General features: G+C 35.5%; 17 protein-coding genes and 2 tRNA genes. 12 read left to right on the forward strand and 7 right to left on the reverse strand.

Going from position 1 to position 21,595, the window contains the following annotated elements:
- The first annotated feature begins 61 nt into the window (after positions 1-61).
- From ACU5DF_RS03895 to ACU5DF_RS03905, 3 genes are all read left to right on the forward strand, one after another.
- Positions 62-1,480, forward strand: coding sequence for an MltF family protein (locus ACU5DF_RS03895; protein ID WP_446711854.1), 1,419 nt, complete (start codon positions 62-64; stop codon positions 1,478-1,480).
- Between the two features lie 142 nt (positions 1,481-1,622).
- The gene (locus tag ACU5DF_RS03900) at positions 1,623-4,850 is read left to right on the forward strand and encodes a hypothetical protein (protein WP_446711855.1); all 3,228 of its coding nucleotides are present in this window, start codon (positions 1,623-1,625) and stop codon (positions 4,848-4,850) included.
- A complete protein-coding gene (locus ACU5DF_RS03905) occupies positions 4,844-5,746 on the forward strand; it encodes a hypothetical protein (RefSeq protein WP_446711856.1) in 903 nt (300 codons plus the stop codon). Before ACU5DF_RS03900 ends, ACU5DF_RS03905 begins: the two co-directional genes overlap by 7 nt.
- Before the next feature lie 245 nt (positions 5,747-5,991).
- Here ACU5DF_RS03905 and ACU5DF_RS03910 read toward each other — a convergent pair whose 3' ends face one another.
- The 4 genes from ACU5DF_RS03910 to nrdD form a co-directional block, all read right to left on the reverse strand.
- Positions 5,992-6,657 carry an ATP-dependent zinc protease family protein gene (locus ACU5DF_RS03910; protein ID WP_446711857.1) on the reverse strand — a complete coding sequence of 222 codons (666 nt, stop codon included), beginning with the start codon at positions 6,655-6,657 and terminating at the stop codon, positions 5,992-5,994.
- Between the two features lie 67 nt (positions 6,658-6,724).
- A complete protein-coding gene (locus ACU5DF_RS03915) occupies positions 6,725-7,912 on the reverse strand; it encodes an amino acid aminotransferase (protein WP_446711858.1) in 1,188 nt (395 codons plus the stop codon).
- A gap of 90 nt (positions 7,913-8,002) precedes the next feature.
- Positions 8,003-8,473, reverse strand: a complete 471-nt coding sequence (nrdG, locus tag ACU5DF_RS03920; protein WP_446711859.1) for an anaerobic ribonucleoside-triphosphate reductase-activating protein — start codon at positions 8,471-8,473, stop codon at positions 8,003-8,005.
- Complete coding sequence (gene nrdD, locus ACU5DF_RS03925) at positions 8,473-10,593, reverse strand: anaerobic ribonucleoside-triphosphate reductase (protein ID WP_446711860.1); 2,121 nt, start codon at positions 10,591-10,593, stop codon at positions 8,473-8,475. Before nrdD ends, nrdG begins: the two co-directional genes overlap by 1 nt.
- Positions 10,594-10,833: 240 nt before the next feature.
- On the opposite strand from nrdD, the gene ACU5DF_RS03930 reads away from it, so the two are divergent.
- Entirely contained in the window at positions 10,834-11,721 is an 888-nt protein-coding gene (locus ACU5DF_RS03930) for an endonuclease/exonuclease/phosphatase family protein (RefSeq protein WP_446711861.1), read from the forward strand.
- A 70-nt stretch (positions 11,722-11,791) separates the two neighbouring features.
- Here the strand turns inward: ACU5DF_RS03930 and ACU5DF_RS03935 are convergent, their stop codons facing one another.
- The gene (locus tag ACU5DF_RS03935; protein WP_446711862.1) at positions 11,792-12,961 is read right to left on the reverse strand and encodes a tetratricopeptide repeat protein; all 1,170 of its coding nucleotides are present in this window, start codon (positions 12,959-12,961) and stop codon (positions 11,792-11,794) included.
- A gap of 406 nt (positions 12,962-13,367) precedes the next feature.
- Between ACU5DF_RS03935 and ACU5DF_RS03940 the strand changes: the two genes are divergently transcribed.
- From ACU5DF_RS03940 to ACU5DF_RS03965, 6 genes are all read left to right on the forward strand, one after another.
- Positions 13,368-14,312 carry a TerC/Alx family metal homeostasis membrane protein gene (locus ACU5DF_RS03940; protein WP_446711863.1) on the forward strand — a complete coding sequence of 315 codons (945 nt, stop codon included), beginning with the start codon at positions 13,368-13,370 and terminating at the stop codon, positions 14,310-14,312.
- A 162-nt stretch (positions 14,313-14,474) separates the two neighbouring features.
- A complete protein-coding gene (locus ACU5DF_RS03945) occupies positions 14,475-14,972 on the forward strand; it encodes an ATP-dependent zinc protease family protein (protein WP_446711864.1) in 498 nt (165 codons plus the stop codon).
- An 82-nt stretch (positions 14,973-15,054) separates the two neighbouring features.
- A tRNA-Ser gene (locus ACU5DF_RS03950) sits at positions 15,055-15,145 on the forward strand.
- Positions 15,146-15,183: 38 nt separating this feature from the next.
- Positions 15,184-15,260 (forward strand) — tRNA-Asp (locus ACU5DF_RS03955).
- Positions 15,261-15,727: 467 nt separating this feature from the next.
- The gene (locus tag ACU5DF_RS03960) at positions 15,728-16,138 is read left to right on the forward strand and encodes a hypothetical protein (protein WP_446711865.1); all 411 of its coding nucleotides are present in this window, start codon (positions 15,728-15,730) and stop codon (positions 16,136-16,138) included.
- Between the two features lie 4 nt (positions 16,139-16,142).
- Positions 16,143-17,273, forward strand: a complete 1,131-nt coding sequence (locus ACU5DF_RS03965) for a diguanylate cyclase domain-containing protein (RefSeq protein ID WP_446711866.1) — start codon at positions 16,143-16,145, stop codon at positions 17,271-17,273.
- 51 nt (positions 17,274-17,324) lie between these two features.
- Here ACU5DF_RS03965 and ACU5DF_RS03970 read toward each other — a convergent pair whose 3' ends face one another.
- Both ACU5DF_RS03970 and ACU5DF_RS03975 read right to left on the reverse strand, forming a co-directional pair.
- Positions 17,325-17,846, reverse strand: coding sequence for a type II secretion system protein (locus ACU5DF_RS03970; RefSeq protein ID WP_446711867.1), 522 nt, complete (start codon positions 17,844-17,846; stop codon positions 17,325-17,327).
- A 67-nt stretch (positions 17,847-17,913) separates the two neighbouring features.
- Entirely contained in the window at positions 17,914-18,186 is a 273-nt protein-coding gene (locus ACU5DF_RS03975) for a hypothetical protein (protein ID WP_446711868.1), read from the reverse strand.
- Between the two features lie 434 nt (positions 18,187-18,620).
- Here ACU5DF_RS03975 and ACU5DF_RS03980 point away from each other — a divergent pair, with 434 nt between their 5' ends.
- Both ACU5DF_RS03980 and ACU5DF_RS03985 read left to right on the forward strand, forming a co-directional pair.
- Complete coding sequence (locus ACU5DF_RS03980; protein WP_446711869.1) at positions 18,621-19,370, forward strand: substrate-binding periplasmic protein; 750 nt, start codon at positions 18,621-18,623, stop codon at positions 19,368-19,370.
- Positions 19,367-21,559: an HD-GYP domain-containing protein gene (locus ACU5DF_RS03985; protein ID WP_446711870.1), complete on the forward strand. Its 2,193-nt coding sequence runs from the start codon at positions 19,367-19,369 to the stop codon at positions 21,557-21,559. The genes ACU5DF_RS03980 and ACU5DF_RS03985 overlap by 4 nt, the downstream gene beginning before the upstream one ends.
- The last annotated feature ends 36 nt before the right edge of the window (positions 21,560-21,595 follow it).

Raw genomic sequence — 21,595 nt, forward strand, 5'->3', positions numbered from 1 at the left:
CTTGATCCCATTCGGTTTTTAACCTAACTTGTTATTATTGTGTTAATAATAGGTATTGCTTATGTTTTGGCTATGTAGGGTTTGGTTGTTGTTTTTATTATTATCTCCATTTTCTATGGCCCTTGAGCTTTCACCTATGGCACAAACACCATATACAGGAGATCTCAATACTCTAAAGAAAAAAGGGACAGTACGTGTTCTAGTATCTGCCGATCTTGGTTTTTATTATATAGAGAAAGGCCAACCAAAAGGAGTCATCGCAGAGTTCATTCATCATTTCGAATTACACCTACACAAAAATAACATTAATGTAAATGTGCAAGTTATTCCTGTTCCTCGTGATGACCTATTTCGCGCTTTAGAAACTGGTTTTGGTGATATAGCGGTTGCAAACCTCACCATCACACCTCAGCGTTTAAAGACTGTTGATTTTAGTGATCCTGTTATCAGTAATAGCCAAGAATGGCTTGTCACTTCAAAATCAATACCAGAGATCACCTCAATAGAACAACTATCAGGAAAAGAGATATGGGTTCGACCAAGCTCTAGTTATTTTGAAAGTTTGCAGCGCATTAATCAACAGCTTTCTAGTGATGGTATCCCTCCTATTAATGTTCATTTTTTAGAAGAGAACCTTCAAGATTACGAACTTATGGAGATGATAAATCAAGACATATTACCCATGACAGTCATTGATAGCCATAAATCTCAATTATGGTCAAGAATCATGAAAAACATTACGATCAATGAAGACCTACCAATCAGGACTCAAGCTAATATTAGCTGGGCGATAAGAAAAGACACTCCTCAACTTAAATCTATTGTAAATAAATACATAAGGAGAATTAAACAAGGCTCATATTTAGGCAATGTTATTTACAACAAATATTTAAATAACACCCAATGGCTAAACAAAGCAATAAACCCAAAGACCATGGACCAATTTAACAACCTATCCACTCTCTTTAAGCAATATGCAGAGAAGTATGAATTCGATTGGCTAATGATCTCAGCTCAAGCTTATCAAGAATCAAGGTTTAATAACCATTTAGTTTCTCATAAAGGAGCTGTGGGGATCATGCAAGTACTACCTAGCACCGCGAATGAGCCGTATATTAATATAAAGAACTTTAAAATTTTAAAAAATAATATTCACGCGGGCGTAAAATATATGGATTTTGTACATAAGCGTTATTTCTTAAAGCCAGATATCACTAAAGAAAATCAAATGTATTTTTCACTGGCCGCCTATAACGCAGGTCCTGCTAACGTAAGAAAAATGCGTAGAATGGCAGTAAAACATGGCTATAACCCTAATATCTGGTTCAATAATGTTGAGATCATGGCACAAAAATACGTCAGTAAAGAACCTGTCAATTACGTAGCTAACATTAGTCGTTACTATGTTATTTATAAACAAATCACCTTACTTCAAACACTCAGAGAGCAACAAAATGCCTCTAATTATAAATTGTTTTGATAAAACGCCCAAAAAAGACATTTAGGAAATCTATATCATCAACGGTTATCTATAACCTGATTTTTTTTATAAAAGAGATTTATAACCTGTAAATAGCTGATTACATTTCATATAATACAAAAAACCTCTTTTTTGGGCATATATGAAAAACAATAATCACATAGATGTACTTATTCGCCAAATTCAAAACAGCAATGACATAAATTCTACCGCTATAGCTGAATTATATTCCGAACTAAAACAACAAAAACCAGCATCCAATGATGAGGAATTTAACAATCAATCCCAATGGCCATTTATTCATCTCGTCATTAGTTCATTAAAACAACTAACTAGTTACTATGATCTCTTTCTTCATGAATTAAAAAATGACATCGATATAAAAACAATACGAGATAAAGCCATTACTTATTTAGAACGCCATTACGGACGAAACTGCATTCATAAAGTGATTTATAACAGTAACGATCTAAATAGTATCAAAGAAACGCTTCAAAGATTAATCACTGACATAGAAGATCGCTCAATATTCAACAGCCTAAATACACGCGATAACATCATTTACACATTTTTTGATTCAGAAAAAGATAATACTACCGCTTTTGTTGGTCAAAATGAACAACATTACCGCCAAGCTCAAGCCTCTGAGAATCACGGTAGCTTTTATTTTTATGAACAATGGCAAAAAGAAAGAAGGGTTAATCTATTCTCCCTCGCAGCTAAACATGAAGAGTTAAGAGGTTTAGTGCTCAAATACATCAAAACTATTGATGAGTGCCAGTTCACGGAAGGCACAGAGTTTGATTTACGCTATCAACGTAGCCAAGAGTTACTTTTTGAAGCTCCATACCGAGGATTATTTAGTTACAGCGATCAATTTATTCTTGATTTCATTGATAGTTATGGAACCTCAGATCGTTGGCACTTAGTTAATACGGAAGATCTTATCCATGAGATCATATCTCAATATCCAAATTCACCTTATCTCAAATACCTTTACTCAGCATTACCTTATCGTTTATCAAGTGATAACGAACAAGCTCCTGAGTTTACCTCTTCTTTTATTGAACAATTAAAAGATCCCAACTTTATTGATGAACTATGTTTAATCACTGCAACCGAAGCAATTAAAAATCAAATTATTTTCCAGTCTGATGCTTGTTATAAAACACTAGAAGATATTGATAATGATGAAGATATTCAATCAAGTTTAACCGACCTTTTATACTACTTAAAGCAATCATCAATAACTGATGTTACCAATGAATCACTGTATATTTTCCATAATTATACAGCTAGGTTGGCTGCTGAAATCACAGGATTAGAGAAAAACATAGATAATATCCCTGCTATTATTTCCCAAATGGATAAACTCAATGCCAAAATATCTCATTACATTAAGTGTATTTTAAACCAAAACATAGACCCTGCTTTTACTCTGTTTTATGGATATGAATCTTATCGAGTAAGGCAAGAGCGTTTACGTGAAGAACGACGAGCTACTCCTTTATTTGCTATACATAATAGTCATAATTTTCGTTGTGTTACTTACCAAGAATCCCCTTATCTTATTTATAGTACTGCCGAAAATCTTTATATTTCTGATCTCACCCAGCATAAAGGAGTCTCATGGAGAAACTTCGAAGAAAGCAATCTTTATGATTTTGATGCCGCAGAAAAAGCAACATCATCAAGTATTGCTCATGTCGTTACTTATGACGATGAGATAGGTGTAATAAAAGGTTGGCACTTAGGGAAGATCGACCCTGTATTTCATTTAACTGCTAACTTACACTCTGAGGGTTTACAACTTTCAGATGATGGTAATATATTGTTATTACGATTAGCTCAAGAAGTAGAAGATTACGCTGAGTTCAATCCAGATAATCTTGATCTTATTACTGAAGTTGAAAATACACTTGTGGTATTTGACCTTATAACCTTTACCGAAAAACTCCGCTTTAATTGCTTAGATTCTACAAAATCAATAATAATGAGTTCAAATGGTAAGTTCGCAATTATCGTTGAAGATCCTTATAGCTATACAAATGAAGAGATCATTTACATTGATTTAGCCACTGGCTTACGAACTTCGCTTAATCACCCTTTTGAAAGCGCATTAGGCAGCGATGAAATTGCTCTCTCGCCAGACAACCTACATTTAGTCTATAAAAATAGTCTGTTTAATATTGAAAAAAATACCATTGTCGCTCAACTTTCGATTGATGACTTTATCTATCAATATACCTATAGTGATAACGGAAATTACATTCTAGCTGACTGTGATGAAGAGGGATTAATTACCATTTTTAACTGCCTAGATGGTAGCTTTGTTGGATATTTGCAAGGAGATCCTGAAGCGGCAACCGATCATATATACCTCGATGAAAAACAAGGCATTATTTATCGAGACGAAAGCGCTAGCATTTATGCTTACGATGTAGCTAATATGCTCTCCCTTGAAAGAGAAGCACTTCAGCCTATTGATTACCATTTTGGTGTCATTGATAGTAATACGATAGGGCCTAAAGTCGATTATTTACTAGGAAATAACTGCTGCGACACTTTGTTGATGCAGTTCACTGCTAAGGAATTTGGATTTTACCACCCCCAATCCGATTCATTTTCTCGCCCAACTCCTGTCAAAAATCAAAGCAATATTTCGACTATTGGTTGTAGGTTTAAGGTTGAAACAAGAGGATTTAGCCGCATACATGGCGTAACTATTAAGCTCCATCACCCTAAAATTAATGGTAAAAACATTACACAATGGGAGTCAATCATCAGGCACAACCAACCTTTTACTTTAATTGCTCCTTTTGAAACAGAGCAATTGGTATTTGGTCAGTACCATTTTGAAGTTTATTCAAATGATTCTGAAGCCTTTCTATACGCTCAACACACCATTCCTATTATCAAAGCAGCAACCTATACCTGTACTGCCCATACTGAGCAATATGGCCTAAAGATGACTGGTTCTGATTTTAATAATCAAGAAATAGTCACCAATAGTGATAACGCCGTCTTTGGCTTTAAGTTACGTATAAAGAGTGATAATTCAGACGATATTCATCACCTGATCTTAAAGATCGAAAAGGAATACATACCTAAATCAAGTAATCCTCGTAGAACTAAAAGAGCAAAGAAAAAGTATACATTAACGAGAATTATCACTGTAAAAAGTGGCGAATTAATTAATGCTTATTTCCCTACAAATAGCTGTGAATTATTCAGAGGAAAGTGGTTATTCACATTAACTCAACAAACGACTCAAGCAGTAATTTTTGATGGTAGCCTTAACGTTATTGAGATTGATGATGAAAACACCATTGCAGGACAACAAAATATTTGTAAGGAATCATTATGCTAATGAAATTAATGCGCCATTTTGCCTCACATAAACAAGTCATTAAGCTGGATGTAAACCCTCTTAGTAGCGAATCATTAGAACAAGCTCTAGATACACTAAACAACGAATATCTTTCAACAATACAAGCAACGTACGATCTGGCTTATCAGGATAAAGACCGTTGTAAGTTATTACGTTTAGAGTTTTGCTATCAAGGTAAGCTGCTTTCTCTCCACCACTCTTTATGGAAGGGAGATTCAAGTAAAGTACAGCAGATTGGTAATTATATTAAAAAATTAGATATTGATACTAAAAAATATGATTACGGCACATCTGAATTTATCTTCATTTGTTATGCACTTCAACATGAAAGATTACATGACAAAGTTATCGCATTCATCGATAAGCTAACCGTTTACAGCTCAAGATCAGAATATGCACCATTACAGTATCCAGATCTTTCTCCTTTGGGGGCATGGGCAGCTTTAGCTGTTGCAATAAAAATACCTAATGAGATAGATTCTGTCGTGTCTTTCTTTAATGAATACAGCACATCTAAAACTGGCCTGTATTTTTCCTATAACTTAATGCCTTTGCTAATTCAAACTTACAATTTAATTAATGATCAAAAAGCCTTTATGACTCTTTATTGCTCTCAAATAAGCTCTTACTTATGGGTTACACCTAAGCATTGGGCAAAATTTCAACACATAATTAATCCTGATAAATTTTTAGACCAACAAGAACTAAAAATGACACTTAACTCAGAGCTAACGCGTTGGACAAATAGCTTACCTCTAGGTGAACATGAAGACTATGTTCAGACCTTTATTAATCCTATTTTGAACGATGAAGAAGATAGAAAAGAAATTAGATATTTGCTAGAGAAAGCTCAAAGACAAGCAGCCTTTAGATAAGAGTTACACTATGCCATAAACCAAAATGCCCAAAGATAATATTTGGGCATTTTTATATTTAAAAGTTAGTTCACTCACTCTATTATACCATTGCCATTAATTAAATGGTCTATTTATTACGCAGGAAAACCACTTAAGAGCAAGACAAAAATTCTGATAAGTAGTTATTCTACTTAAATAATTTTTAACGAAGCTATTATGTGATTTAACCAGTAATAATGACTAGAGAATTACTGGAATTGGTATTACTTAGTAAGCTTTACTTTTGGTTGAATAAACTTCTTACTTACATCCACAATAGCCACATCACGGAAGAAGGTTCGACCGAGTAAAACTGGAAACGTCATATGGGTACGGTCATTTAGGGTAAATTCCGCTTTCGTTTTCAAATCCCCAATCTGTACCCAAGCTTCAATCACAGGGCGATCAGTTCTCTTTTCAGTACTTGACTGTCTAATGGTCACAACACGAGAAACTGGTGCTTCAAACTCCTTGGTTTCACTACCGCTATGAGCCAGTTTGAATTTAACCCAATCTTTTCCATCACGCTCAAACATCTCAATATCAATCGCAGATATTGATGATGTAGTTGCTCCGGTATCAATGCGAGCTTTTGCGTTATGATTAATTGCTTTAATGTACATCCACTCTTCTTCACCTAAGATTAATTTACCATCTGCGGTTTTTAGGTTTGTGGCAACTGGCTTCTTCACTGGTGGTTTAGGATCAACTTGTGGTTTTTGCTCTGGTTTAACAACAGGTTTAGTATCTGGTGTCACTTCAGGGCTCACCGGTTGTTCGACCGCTGGTTTGTCTTCGACTTCATCAGGTGTCGTTGTTGCTGTCGTAGACATACAACCGGAAAGTAAAATAGGTAAAAGTAACGTTGACCATTTTTTTGCTATCTTCATGCGTTTTCCTTTACGGTATTCATAATAATTCATTCTATTATTATAGTAAGAACCTCAAAAAAATCTGCTACTTATTTGCAACAGAGGCTACAGATTTTGCAATATAATCAATATGCTGCTTTTGCATACCTGCAATATTAATACGACCATCCCCTACCGCATAAATACCATGTTCAGATTTTAAACTTGCCATCTGCTTAGGAGTAAAGCCAATGACAGAGAACATACCTTTATGTTGTTCAATAAAATCAAAGTCTGTTGATTGCGTTTCATCACGCAATGCCGCACAAAGATCAGTACGCAGGCTTAATAGCCGTTTTTGCATCGCATCTAGCTCTGTGCGCCATGATAACGTTAATGCTTCATCATTTAAGATCCGACCTACAATAGCCGCACCGTGATCGGGTGGCATGGTGTAGGTTGCTCGTGCCATTTGCAATAATTTAGCTTTCGCGTTCATCGCTATGTCAATATTGGCAGCAATCACCATCGCTGCACCAGTACGTTCACGGTACAAACCAAAGTTTTTCGAACATGATGTGGCAATAAACATTTGAGGTACGCGATCAGCCATAAAACGCAGACCTGCTGCATCGGCTTCTAATCCATCCCCAAAACCTTGGTAGGCAATATCTACAAACGGGATAAAACCATTCTTTAGTGCCAATTCAGTAATCGCAATCCAATCAGCAAGGCGAATATCAGCACCCGTAGGGTTATGACAACAACCGTGAAGTAAAATAATGTCTTTAGGGCCAGCTTTTGCAAGATCAGCCATCATCGCTGCACTATCCACTTGTTTCGTTACAGGATTAAAATAATTATAGTGCTTAACCTTTAAACCAGCAGCTTCCATGACTGGTTGATGGTTAATATAGCTTGGGTTACTTATCCAAACCGTTGCATCAGGCTCTGTTGATTTAATCAGATCAGCAAGCATACGTAATGCGCCACTCGCCCCTGGGGTTTGAATGGCAGAAACACGCTCGTAAGCAGAGGTGTCACGTAGCAGTAAATCAACCATGCTTTGGTTAAACACTTCACAACCAGCAAGACCAACATAGGCTTTTGTGGTTTGCTCAGCGGCGATAGCTTTTGCTGAATCACTAACCGCTTGCATGATTGGAGTTTGACCTTGGTCATTGCGGTAAACACCAATGCCGAGATCGACTTTGTTGTCACGATCGTCAGCACGGTATTCAATAGAAAGAGAAAGAATGGGATCTTTAGCAGGGGTCGCTATATTTTGCAGCATATTTTCATATCCTTATGATCTGTAATGTATTTAAATTACCATCCAGATAGGAAAATATCACGGTTTATTGTTTAATTTTTCACATTTTTCTTACAATACATTAATTGTATGAATAATTTGATTGCTCGAACCACGCCACTCCAATGACGGATCGGCTTTATCTTGCTCAAAACGACCATCAATGAGTGTATCAATCAGAGCCACTATCTCTTTTTGTGTCTCGTTAAGCTCGTTTAATTCGTAACCTGTCCACATCCAAATGTCTTTATTTTCACATTCAGACTTAACTCGTTTGACTAATTTAAGTACTGCTGCACAATTCATTGGGTGCAGGGGATCACCACCAGATAACGACAAACCTCGACGATAAATACGCGTATCGTTCAAATCAGCAATAATCTTATCTTCTAACTGCTGACAGAAAGGATGTCCTGAATTTGGATTTAATGTGGCTTTGTTGTAGCACCCTTTGCAGTTGTGCTCACAACCAGCAACAAACAGGGTACAACGCGTACCCGGTCCGTTAATCACATCAATCGAATGATAGACGTGATAATTCATTATAAATGCTTCACTCGGCGTTGGACTTCTTCTTGCTTACCAAAGTTAAATGGGCGCGCATCTGGGCTGCCTAAGTAACCACAAACACGACGTGTTACCGATACTTTAGTTGAGTCGTGGTTACCACATTTAGGGCATGTAAAGCCTTTGCTTGTACACTCAAACTCACCGGTGTAACCACACTCATAACACTCATCAATTGGTGTATTTGTTCCGTAATAAGGCACGCGGCTGTAGCTGTAATCCCATACGTTTTCTAACGCTTCAATATTGCGTTGCATGTTAGGGAATTCACCGTAACAAATGAAACCACCACTTGAGATTTCTGGGTATGGCATTTCAAAATCAATTTTGTCGTATGGGTTTACAGTTTTTTGTACATCCAAATGGAAGCTATTCGTGTAGTAGCCTTTGTCTGTCACTTTATCAATCACACCAAATTGGGTGTTATCAAGTTTACAGAAGCGAGAACATAAGTTTTCACTTGGCGTTCCATAAAGACTAAAACCAAAACCAGTTTCTTTTGTCCAAATCTCTACTGCATCTTTTAGGTATTGAATGATCTCTAATGCTTTAGCTTGAAGTTCAGCATTATCATATAAGTGATCATCACTACCGAACAATGCTTCAATCGTTTCATGCACACCAATGTAGCCTAGAGATACAGAAGCACGACCATTTTTAAAGATGTTGATGATGTCATCATCTGGCTTCAAACGAACACCACATGCACCTTCCATATAAAGAATAGGAGCAACTCGAGCTTTCACACCTTCAAGACGAGAAATACGTGTTTCTAATGCACGACGACAAAGAAGTAGACGCTCATCAAGCAATTTATAGAATGCAGTAACATCACCTTTTGCTTCAATCGCTACACGAGGAAGGTTTAAGCTGATCACACCAATGTTGTTACGACCATCATGGATTTGTTCGCCATTTTCTTCATAAACATCTAAGAAACTGCGGCAACCCATTGGAGTTTTAAATGAACCAGTCACTTCAACCACTTTATCGTAGTTAAGAATATCTGGGTACATACGTTTTGATGCACATTCAAGCGCAAGTTCTTTAATATCGTAGTGTGGATCTGATTTCTTATGATTCAAACCATCACGAATAGCGAAGACTAATTTAGGGAATACCGCTGTTTTACGATTTTTACCTAAGCCAGCAATACGATTAGCTAAAATAGAGCGTTGGATCAGTTTAGATTCCCACGTTGTACCTAAACCAAAACCAAAAGTAACAAATGGCGTTTGGCCGTTAGCTGTGTGGAGTGTATTTACTTCGTACTCAAGAGATTGAAAAGCGTCGTAACACTCTTTTTCTGTTTGTGCTTGAGCAAATGCTTCAGCATCTGCAATATTCCATTTCTCAGCTAATTTTTTTGCTTTTTCATAACTAACGGTTACGTATGGCGCAAGAATTTCATCAATGCGGTTGATAGTTGTACCACCGTAAATATGGCTTGCTACTTGTGCAATAATTTGTGCTGTTACTGCTGTTGCTGTCGCAATCGATTTTGGCGTATCGATTTCGGCATTACCCATTTTAAAGCCACCTGTTAACATGCCTTTTAAATCAATCAGCATACAGTTGAACATTGGGAAAAACGGTGCGTAATCTAAATCATGGTAATGGATCTCTCCACGCTCATGTGCTTGAACAATATCACGAGGCAAAATATGACGCGTTGCATAATGTTTTGCCACAATACCAGCAAGTAAATCACGCTGTGTTGGGATAACTTTACCGTCTTTATTCGCGTTTTCATTAAGCAATTCAGCATTGCTTTGCTCAATCAGACCACTAATTTCTTTATTTAGTACACTGATTTTCTCACGAGCGATATCACGATCATGACGATATTCAATATAAGCACGCGCGAGCACTTTATGTGGCCCTTGCATTAATTCATTTTCAATCAGTTCTTGGATCTGACGAATACCCACTTCTTTTTGGCCTTTTAAAGCCACTTCAACAGCATGAGCCACTAATTGTGCATAACTCTCAACCTCAGGTGTCACTTGCTCTGCGGCACCTTTAATTGCATCAATAATACGAGAATTCTTATAAATGGCGCGACTTCCATCTCGCTTGATTACAGTTATATTCACAATGGCTCCAAATACTAAATAGTGGGGGTATTAGACTGGCTAACACAAGATGTGGTGTATTAAGCTCTATCTGACGATAAAATACTTTGATCTAGATCAAGGTATTTCTGAGGGTGTTTTTAGTTTCACCACTGCTTTTATCTGGTTCTCAAACTCAATGCAATGTATGAAAATGAAACACTTTTTTGGGTGCTATATAATAAAAATTTCATTAAAATGCTTGCGATTTCTGGAGGACTTATGAATCAACGAATTACCTATTCACTATGCTTTTTTATTCTTTTATTTAGCTCATTTACTAGCCAAGCTGTCACTTTATCAACCTGGAATTTAGAATGGTTAACTCTTAATCCTTCTGAAAAATTTCCTTCGTCAGAAAGAAGTGAACAAGATTTCTCACAGCTAAATAACTATTTTTCTCAATCTAATAGCCAAATTTTAGCTTTTCAAGAGGTTGACTCTATAGAAGCAATACAAAAAATAGTTGGGGCTGATTATCAGATATTTATCTCAGATAGAACTTCTAACCCAAAAAAGCAATTTGATGACATTAATCAATACACTGGATTTGCGATTCACGACTCTATTTCTACTATAGACCCTAATGATTTTTCACTTTTACCTAACAAAAAAAGCAGTAAATTGCGCTATGCAACTTATGTGATTACCACGGTTAATGAGCAGCCAGTCCATCTTCTTTCTGTGCATTTAAAATCTGGATGCTTGGGACAACAAAAAAATAATTACGCATGTTCTACGCTAGAGCAGCAAACAAATGAACTAACTGAGTGGATAAATATAAGAGAAGAAAATAATGAAATTTATATGATTCTAGGTGATTTTAATCATACGCTTGCACATCCTAGAAGTTGGCTATGGAAACAATTAGAAGAGAAAACAACAAATACACCAAAGCTATTAACTAAAGAGACAAAAGGAAGCTGCACCGTTAAGCAATGGAAGCGGGGTTGGCCTAAATATACGACTTTCACTCGATTGATTGATCATGGTCTAACTAATATCTCAGAAAATATATTTACCATCAGTCAGCAATCTTTCAATCAGACTGATGTGAAAAAATATCAACTTTCTGATCATTGCCCCATCCTTTTTGAAGTAAATCTGTAAATAAAAAAGGAGCACAAAATTGTGCTCCTTTATATAAATTAAACCCCTTTAATATAAATAAAGAAAAGGTCTAAAATTTAGAGCCACTGTCCATTTTAGTTTGACTAAAATCTACCTTGTCTTTTTCTTCATCTTTTTTTTCGCTACCAGGCTTTACTTCTTTTTTCGTATTTGTTTCTGTCTTGTCAGTCTCATCAACTTTACTTTTTCCCTCACCAACAAGGAATTCATTATCACTAGGGAAGTAACTTTCACGTTGATACAGTTTATCAAGTGATTTAATGACAGCGTGCTTTTTTAGTTTCCCTTTCATCATTTTTTCATATAAAGGTTTAGCCATACCTTGTAATCCGATAACCGCATCAACACCAACAAGATGACCAACATGGTCTCGACGATGAATAGCTGCCTCTATACCATTTTTAGCGGCAATCCATAACCAGATATAAGCAATAGAGTTACCTTTTTCATTGGTATCTGCTCCCATTTCACCTGCAAAATACTGCGCTTTTGCATCACCAGTTTCAGCTGCTACTTCTAACCAGTACGTTGCTTTTTTAGGGTCAACAGAGACACCTCGTCCCTCGGCATATTGTTTACCAATTCGTATTTGTGCTTCAACATTATCAAGCGTTGCTGCTCGTAGATTCCATTCCGCCGCTAATTTAGCATTAGGTTGAGGGTTAGATTCAGCAACATACCAATCTGCAATAAATAATTGAGCAGGAACGTGATCAAGTTCAGCAGCTTCTGTAATTAAACTAATCCCTTTTTCAATATTCGCTTCAACACCATTTCCTTGTAAAAAAGCAATGCCTAAAGATAGTTTGTCCTCTGGCCCACCTTCTTGTGCCGCTGCAACTTTACTCCAAAATAACGATTTTTCTCGTAACTCTGGTTCTTCACGTCGACTATCACATAACCTGATCATTGATCGTATTGCAATATTGTTATCTAATTTTGCAGCCATTTCATACCAATGTAAGGCTTCTTCAAAATTGTTCATTTCAGCTTCTTTTGCTAAAAATAATTGAGTTGATACATGTCCAGTTTGAGCTTTGTAAACTCTCTCTTGACGTTCAGCTGCGCGCGCCTCTGCTAATGCTCTACGATAAGAGCTTTCGTCTCTTTCTTTTTGTTTTTCGATTTTCTTTTGTTTGCCATTCGCAAAAAAGAAATTTATACACACCAACACGAGCAAAACAACAAGCCCAACGACAGAGATTTGAATCCAATTCATGCTACACCATTATTCTATATTTTTAATATCACCTCTATTATCGGCCTTTTAGTTAAAAACATGAGAACTTTCTTTGTGACCCATCTTCAAAAATTTCAAGCATTTACCAAATGCTTTATAAAATAATTTAATATACGTTATTTTTTATTTGAATAATTCAAGATTCAGGATTACTATCCAGATCTTGGGGAGTAGTCACAAGGTTTAATACTTAATCTTGTTCAGATATCGTCATCCCGAAGTAAGTACTAATCATGTATCTGACTTCCGGTATCTGTAAGTGGGCAAATGAATGCCAATCACTTTGACAAGACCAAATACCATAACGTTAATTTTATTGTTTATGGTGGAAGGTTTACTCACTCATTTTAGCGGGACTCCTTTCACCTACTTGTAAGGAATTATTATGTCACCGTTAACTTGGGAACTCTTTGGTTTCGTTGTTCTCGCTCTGTTCGCTCTAGATATGTTTCAAACAAGAAAAGAAGCTCCTAGCTTAAAAAAAGCTTTAGTGTGGTCACTTTTCTGGTTCGTGCTTGCTTTCATTTTCTGTGCAGCTCTTTATGTTTACTGGCCATTAATGGCACCAGAAAGCAGCTATTCAGCGAAAGACGCTAGTATCGCTTTCATTACGGGTTACTTACTTGAAAAGATGCTTAGCGTAGATAATCTATTCGTCTTTGCATTAATCTTTAGTCAATTTGCTGTTCCTGAATCAAGCAGACCACGAATTCTATTGTGGGGCATCATTGGTGCACTTGCATTACGTGCTGTTATGATTTTTGTAGGCGCTGGTTTACTCGCTCAGTACCACTGGATATTATACATTTTCGCCGTGTTCTTAATCATCACGGGTGTAAAACTGTGGTTTGCGAATACTGAAGAGAACAGTGATTTCTCATCATCAAAATTGGTAATGTTTGCGAAAAAATACATTCCATTTGATGACAAGTACGATGGCCATAAGTTACTTACAAAAATAAACGGAAAACGAATTGCAACGCCACTACTGTTAGTCGTTATTGTTATTATGTTTACTGACATTATGTTTGCATTAGATTCAATTCCTGCAATATTTGCTATCACTCAAGAACCTTTCTTAGTGTTTGCAGCGAATGTATTTGCATTATTGGGTTTGCGCTCTTTGTATTTTGTTCTTCAAGGCATGTTAGATAAGTTCTGTTACTTACAACCTGCTTTAGCATTTATCCTAAGCTTCATCGGTATTAAGATGTTCTTGGTTGGTACTGCTTATGAAGTTCCTACTGTTATTTCATTATTAACCATCGTCGGTATTATTACATTAGCGATCATTGGTTCTATTATGAAAAATAGAACTCAAAACGCTTAATCCCCATATTACAGCGGTAATCCATTACGGATACCGCTGTTTATTTCATTTTTTGCATAAATCTGTCCTATTCTTTACATACCATTGAACTCAATTCAGATTTAAACGTCTATTATTTATAGCTACTTTATCATTTCATCAAACTTACAATAAAAGGCATCCATGAAAAAACTTATCCTCTCTACATGCTTATTGTTACTTTCTACTTCCAGTTTTGCTGCAGAATCATGCTTTAATAAAACCATCGTAGGTCAAATTGAAACCATCCATGTAAAAGAATTAGACTCTAATTACGAAGCTCGTATTGATACGGGTGCTGCGACTACGTCAATCCACGCAACGAATATTGAAATTCTTGGGAAAAAAGATGAAAGCGAAGATATGCGTGATCATTTAGGTGATACTGTTAAGTTCACTACTTACAATGAAGAAGGTGAAGCGTCTGAGCATACTGGTCGTATTATTAGAGTGAGTAAAATCCGTAATGCTCAAGGCGTTGAACGTCGCTATGCCGTTCGGATGCATTTAGAATTTGATGGAAAAAATAAAAAAATAGCAGTAAACCTGCGCGATAGAAGTAAGTTAGATTATAAACTTTTGATTGGCCGTAATTGGTTAGAAGGTGATTACTTAGTCGATGTAGAGAAAAATGCAGAATAACGTTTATTTTTTATACAGTTAAGTTCTTTTTTTCAAAAAAGGCTTTACATAAAAATCAAAGCTGACTATTATTCACCGCACTGGAGGGATGGCTGAGTGGTCGAAAGCACCGGTCTTGAAAACCGGCAACCGTTAATAGCGGTTCTAGGGTTCAAATCCCTATCCCTCCACCACTTTTGAAAATTCAGATAGAGTCTGGGTTTTAAAAATTGGAGCGGTAGTTCAGTTGGTTAGAATACCGGCCTGTCACGCCGGGGGTCGCGGGTTCGAGTCCCGTCCGCTCCGCCAACATCAACGAAGCCTTGTCAGAAATGACGAGGCTTTTTTGTATTCTTTTGGATATGGATTTCATGCACTTCGAATTTAAGTAAGTCATTATTCTGCATTAATTTAGCCTTATAATACCATTGCCATTAATTAAATGGTCTATTTATTACGCAGGAAAACCACTTAAGAGCAAAGCAAAAATTATTTAAGTAGTTATTCTACTTAAATAATTTTTAACGAAGCTATTATGTGATTTAACCAGTAATAATGACTAGAGAATTACTGAAATTTGTATAAAGAATGACCACGAGCTTAAATATTGATTAGAACTGCGTTATAATCAATATTTACAAGAGAAAAACTCTTATTTTTATTTATTCGCAAGCAAAAAAAGGACAGCATCCATTAACATTATAAAAACCCTACTAATTCTCATAATATCTAGCTTTCAATCGCTTTCTTTTGCGAGTACCGATACTAAAGCGGCAATGAAAGTTAACTTTCCATCTAGGGATGTAAGCTATTCTTATACGATGAAAGAACTTAAAAACGTCGCCCCAACAATGCTTACAACACCACTCCCTTGGGAACGTAAACTCATTAAATATAATGGTGTTTACCTCTATGATTTACTTAATAACCAAGAAATAATTTCGAAGATTAATTATATAGAAGTAAGTGCTGCTAACGGTTATAAAGCAAAAATAACTGGTGACTCATTAGAAAAAGAAGCATTTTTTTTAGCTTACCAGGCTAATGGCCGTGACATATCAATAAGAAAAAAAGGCCCTATACTAATAATTAGTGATTTAAGCAAACTTAGTGAAGAAGAAATGTCAGAGCTTTCATTAAGCTATCACTTGGTTTGGTTCGCTACTGAAATTACAGTTTATGAGTAGAACAATGAAAATATTACTTTACGATAAAATAAAATGGATAATTGCTTTTTTAGTTTTATTAATAGTCGTCTTTCTTACCGTTAATAAAATAAAACAAGACCACGCAGAGTATGATCGTGAAACCGTTAAATATATCGAACTAATAAAAGCATCTTATTGGGCCTCTTGGCGCTTTGGTCGTGAAGTTCAACTCTTAGAGTTAGAAATTATGAGCGCTATACATAACGGTCACAGTTCACAACAAAAAATCTTAGATAGAATTGATTATCTGATTGTAAATTATGAGTTTTTAGCCACTGACACAAATGTCTTCAAAAATATACAAGGCTACGTAAATAGATACCTTGATGGACATATAATTAATCTTGATAATAATTACGAGCTACTTTTATCCAATGATAACTGGGAAAGTAATCTTCCTTCAACTTTAGTAACAGTACGAAAAATTAAAGACACGTACGATGACATGGTACTTTATGAATTTAAAGGATATGATTTAACTGAGTTTGTAAATAAAATTAAGGATGATAGGCAAGACCTTCTCTACTACATCTATATCGCTCTTATTGCTGCGACTATTACTATGCCAGCTCTTACCTATATGTCTAAAAGTCTGAGAGCTAAATCTAAAATTTTAGAAACTGATTACCTAACTGGTCTTAAAAATCGAAAGTATTGTATGAGCGTATTAAAAACAAAGATTGCTCGTGGTAATAACATCGCTTTTTGCTTTATTGATCTGAATGGGTTCAAAGAGGTTAACGATACCTTGGGCCATGATGCAGGTGATCAACTCCTTAAAATCATTGCGAGCCGAATTCCAAAAGCAATTAAAAAAGGCGATACATTTGCTAGATTAGGTGGTGATGAATTTGGTTTAATACTTGATGGCTGTACAAACGAATCTGACATTGTGTCTGCTTTAGTACGTATTATGACTATGATAAGTGAGCCAATGAAAATCGAAGAAAAAATAATTACCGTTGGATGTTCTTCTGGCATCGCTATTAATAATAGTGAGATTAATTCCTCAAAAAATTTAATCGCTGCGGCTGACCTAGCCATGTATGATGCCAAGAAGAGAAAACATACTCAAACCAATGTATATGAATTTTATCGCGGGGTTTTATCTTAAAAAACCAGACAAATATATAATTAAAAGTCTGGTTTTTATGTGCTTACTTTTTTAGCATTTTTTGACAGTTAATACATAATCACTTGATTTCTCATCATCACCAGCATTCACTACGACTGCTTCATATTTCACATAACATGAATCATTTTTTATTGTCGGAAACCCAGAATCATCGATGATATTATCAGAAAATGTAAAAAATAATGTAGGAGCTGATGTTGCCTCTATCGTATAAGCTAACTGGATATCTTCCCCTTCCCCAACTCCATTAACTAGTGCATAAAATGTGTCAAAATCTCGTTTAGGATATCCATAAGAAAATAAACACTGTCCGCATCCATCAATTGGCACTTCTCCTGGTAATAGAAGAGCCTCGCTCTCTAACCCTTCAATTGCCAGCTTTCCATAAGCAATGTTCAGTGCGCTATCTATTGAGCTTTTAATTCCTTTAATTACCGATGTTTTAGCATCGTCTTGTAGGTTAAGAAAACGAGGTGCTGCAATTACTGATAAAACACCAAGCATAACAATAACAACCACTAGTTCTATTAATGTAAAACCTTTATTTTTCACACTATCCTCTTACTGTATCTGTACATTGCTACGTTTAATTTTTAATGTCAGTTTAAACATTTATTATCTAATAATTCACAATCTCACTTAACGCTTGGTGAACAAGTCTAAAATCACCACTAGAGTCAGATTTAGCGTTAATCAATAAATGATTAATAATCCCAGTCGTAATTATCGCTTCCTTACCAATATTTAGTATTACTGTTTGCTTTGCACCAAGCGCTTTATACATATGAATCTCGATATTTTTTCCGCTATTTACAATACGAACCGTTCCGTAAGAGCTATACAAGTAACGATTAGTACTGCCATCAAGCAAGGTTGTAATGATGCTATCCATTTAATTTCCTATGTTATTATTTTGATTGTTCGATATATAACCAATGTATACTGCGACTCCACATACTACTAGGCTATGAATTAGTGTCGTTCTACACTTCATTTCCCATTCAATGTTCCCATCACCGGTGATAAGGTGTTACAATAAAAAAAGGACGTCGACCTTTTATTGGTGAGAATAATAAACCTCTAATTTACTATCCGTCAAATTTATTTTTTATATTGTAATAAATCACCGTCAATGGAGAAATAAATAGCAAGAGAACGTTAAATAGAAAATTTTAATTAAGGGATGGAATGCAAATTAGATATACCAGGAATTCAACTACATTGATTAATATTTATAGAAATAAAACCTAGTATTTCAATTGATTGGGATACAGAGTGAAACATAAATTTTAAACCCATAAAAATAAAAAGAGAAAGGCTTACATAGTGAAATCGAGAATAAATGCAATGGTGCTAGCCATTTCCCTTATCATGTCATCAATAACCATAGCAAGAGAAAGAGTTGTTCTTGATGTCGCATTAATAAACGAAGACCGTTACCCATATTTCATCCAACCACAACGTGGGTCTCCTGAAAATGGGGTCTATATTGAATTATTAAACCAGATTGGAGAAATGAACGACATAGAATTTAAATTTAAATTTTTTCCACAATTACGAGTTAGACACCTAATGAAATACCAAAAGGTGGATGTAGAACCTGGCATCGCAAAAGAGTGGAGAACTGAAGAACTAGAAATAAAAAACAGCATATATAGTATTCCATTATTTAAATCGTCCGAAGTTATCATATATCGAAAATCTCTTTTTGATATACCACCAAGTAAAGAAAGCGACTTTAGTCACCTAACATCATGCTCAGTACTTGGCTTTCACGATGTGAATATAAGCAATATCGACAAAGATATCACCACAGAAGTAAACTCAGCAAAAATGGTAGATATGGGTAGATGTGACTATATGCTTATGCCTTTAGATATTACCAACTCAGCAAATATCAATAGAGATGTGATAGGGATAACACCAACAATCAAACAATTTGATCTTACGCTTAGACTAACCAAGAAAAATGCAAATCTATTGCCAAAAATTAATCAAACTATTCAGCAATTAGTAGACGATGGCTACATTGAAGATCTCTTTAATAAATATCAAAAATATGGAGAAGATCTATGACAACAATAAAGAGTACATATCAAGTCGCTATCCTTTCAATCATTTTGATCGCTTATTTAATTTTCCTTACCGTGAAGCAAGACGTTAAAAGTCCAGAAATTAAACAAACCACTGCAGAATTAACTGCTGTGAAAATTTCAGACCTAATCGCGTACCACCTCTATAACCTTGATGAAAAAAACCTAAAAAAAACAATAAAATCAATTATTGAACATGAGCAGTCAATAAACAGACTTATCATAAAAGATGCGGTTAGTGGAAAGAACTTTCTTACTTATTCAAGAAATCATATTGGAGGCACATTTGACTCAGGTACCAATGATAATCTTGAATCCTACTCAGAGCATGGTGAATCAAATATCGTTTATGACGGGCTTGTAGTTGGTTCTATCTATGTATTTATTAATGATGAAGTGTTTAACAATAAAGATAGATTCAACATATGGTACTACGGCACCATTTTTATTTTAGTGATCCTACTGCTGTGGGTAAGTTTCAGTATTGCATCAAAAATAGCAGACTCAAAACTATCTAACCTCAGGATCAATTCAAACAAATTTCTCTACTCCTTTTTATTATCGATAGCATCTTTCATTTTAATTGCCATGTTCGTATGCTTTCTGCTCATTGAGTCTAGTGAGAGATACGCACTTAATAGGACAGAAAGCGACTTAATCAAGGTGATCCACAGCTACAAGGATGATGTTAAAGAGAAACTAAACATAATGAAAATAACACATGCTTATATCACATCAACCCCCGAGTTTATCGATATATTTGAAAGCCTTATCATAACTAGAAATAATCCAATTACTGAGGAGGTATTAAAGACAAAAAATAGACTTATTGAGGTATTCAAAAAATACGAAACTCTTCATGTAGGAAAAACCAATGCTTTTGCTATCCTCACAACAAAAGGAGCAAAATTAGCGAGTTATGGTAAAAATATCGGATATAGAGAATTCAACGAAGATGTTTATCCACATTTTTTGAATGCACTTAAAGGCCGATCTTCAATATTCTCTATTGGTGCATATTTTGATCATGCAGATCAAGGATACAAAGGGAATCTATTCTTCTCTACACCAATAGTAAATGGCAAAACCGATGAAATTTATGGCGTAATCATTAGTGAAATAATCACTGATGAATTGTTCTTTCCCGATAGCTACAAAAAATACTTTCAGAAAACCGGTGAAATGATTGCAGTTGATCATGATGGCGTAATTATATCGCGATGTAAAAGTGGAAATTGTCTCGGTAATAAAAAGAGCGGCATAATCACGTTCACTAGCCCTCCAAATAATGGCGATGTAGGTAAAATGGAGATAACTACTGATTACTTAGGAAATGAAGTATTTGCAGTAACCAGTTGGCAAAATGCATTCAAAGCTAACTTCATAGCGAAGATTAATGTAGATGAAGCTCTTACGGAACATAATGACTTCAAAGAAGCCTTAATACTCATTACTTCAGGAATGAGTATTTTTGTCATTCTGTGTATAGGTTTCACTTTAATAATAGTTAGAAAGGTAACGAACAAACAATCAGAGCTCAACAGGAGCCTGATAGAAAGACTCGGTAATGCCGCTGAATTTAAAGATAACGATACTGGTATGCACGTCATCAGAATGAGCCATTACGCAAAGATAGTTGCCAAAAACTACGGATGTACTGATATATGGTGTAAGGACTTATTTACTGCAGCCCCTATGCACGATATCGGTAAGATTGGTATTCCAGACAAAATATTGCATAAACCAGGTAAGTTGACTGAGTCGGAATGGATAATAATGAAAGAACACCCAATATTCGGAGCAAAAATAATTGGTGATCACAGCGACCCTTTACTAATTATGGCCAAAGAGATATCTATCGCTCATCATGAAAAATGGGATGGCTCAGGCTACCCATATAACCTAGCCAAAGAAGATATACCACTTTCAGCAAGGATTATCGCTATTGCAGACGTGTACGATGCGCTAACAACAGAAAGACCCTATAAAAATGCATGGAGTGATAAGAAAGCCATTGAGCTTATTAAATCAGAATCAGGTGTCCATTTTGACCCTAAGGTCGTTGATGCATTCATTAGATCTATAGATGAAATATTAAAAATGAAAGACAAGTATTGCGATATTAAATGCAATCCAAAAACCCAAGAACATTTATATTTTATTTCAAATTAACAAGAAAGCCAGTCAGACTAACTGACTGGCGTAATC

Source organism: Aliivibrio wodanis (assembly GCF_052920805.1).

Bases quoted from the DNA above. Each gene is read 5' to 3' on its own strand.
- ACU5DF_RS03905 (WP_446711856.1), top strand. From the start codon at position 4,844: ATGCTAATGAAATTAATGCGCCATTTTGCCTCACATAAACAAGTCATT.
- ACU5DF_RS03975 (WP_446711868.1), bottom strand. From the start codon at position 18,186: ATGGATAGCATCATTACAACCTTGCTTGATGGCAGTACTAATCGTTAC.
- ACU5DF_RS03945 (WP_446711864.1), top strand. From the start codon at position 14,475: ATGAAAAAACTTATCCTCTCTACATGCTTATTGTTACTTTCTACTTCC.
- ACU5DF_RS03900 (WP_446711855.1), top strand. From the start codon at position 1,623: ATGAAAAACAATAATCACATAGATGTACTTATTCGCCAAATTCAAAAC.
- ACU5DF_RS03965 (WP_446711866.1), top strand. From the start codon at position 16,143: ATGAAAATATTACTTTACGATAAAATAAAATGGATAATTGCTTTTTTA.
- ACU5DF_RS03915 (WP_446711858.1), bottom strand. From the start codon at position 7,912: ATGCTGCAAAATATAGCGACCCCTGCTAAAGATCCCATTCTTTCTCTT.
- nrdG (WP_446711859.1), bottom strand. From the start codon at position 8,473: ATGAATTATCACGTCTATCATTCGATTGATGTGATTAACGGACCGGGT.
- ACU5DF_RS03960 (WP_446711865.1), top strand. From the start codon at position 15,728: ATGAAAGTTAACTTTCCATCTAGGGATGTAAGCTATTCTTATACGATG.
- ACU5DF_RS03930 (WP_446711861.1), top strand. From the start codon at position 10,834: ATGAATCAACGAATTACCTATTCACTATGCTTTTTTATTCTTTTATTT.
- ACU5DF_RS03985 (WP_446711870.1), top strand. From the start codon at position 19,367: ATGACAACAATAAAGAGTACATATCAAGTCGCTATCCTTTCAATCATT.
- ACU5DF_RS03895 (WP_446711854.1), top strand. From the start codon at position 62: ATGTTTTGGCTATGTAGGGTTTGGTTGTTGTTTTTATTATTATCTCCA.
- ACU5DF_RS03940 (WP_446711863.1), top strand. From the start codon at position 13,368: ATGTCACCGTTAACTTGGGAACTCTTTGGTTTCGTTGTTCTCGCTCTG.
- ACU5DF_RS03935 (WP_446711862.1), bottom strand. From the start codon at position 12,961: ATGAATTGGATTCAAATCTCTGTCGTTGGGCTTGTTGTTTTGCTCGTG.
- ACU5DF_RS03910 (WP_446711857.1), bottom strand. From the start codon at position 6,657: ATGAAGATAGCAAAAAAATGGTCAACGTTACTTTTACCTATTTTACTT.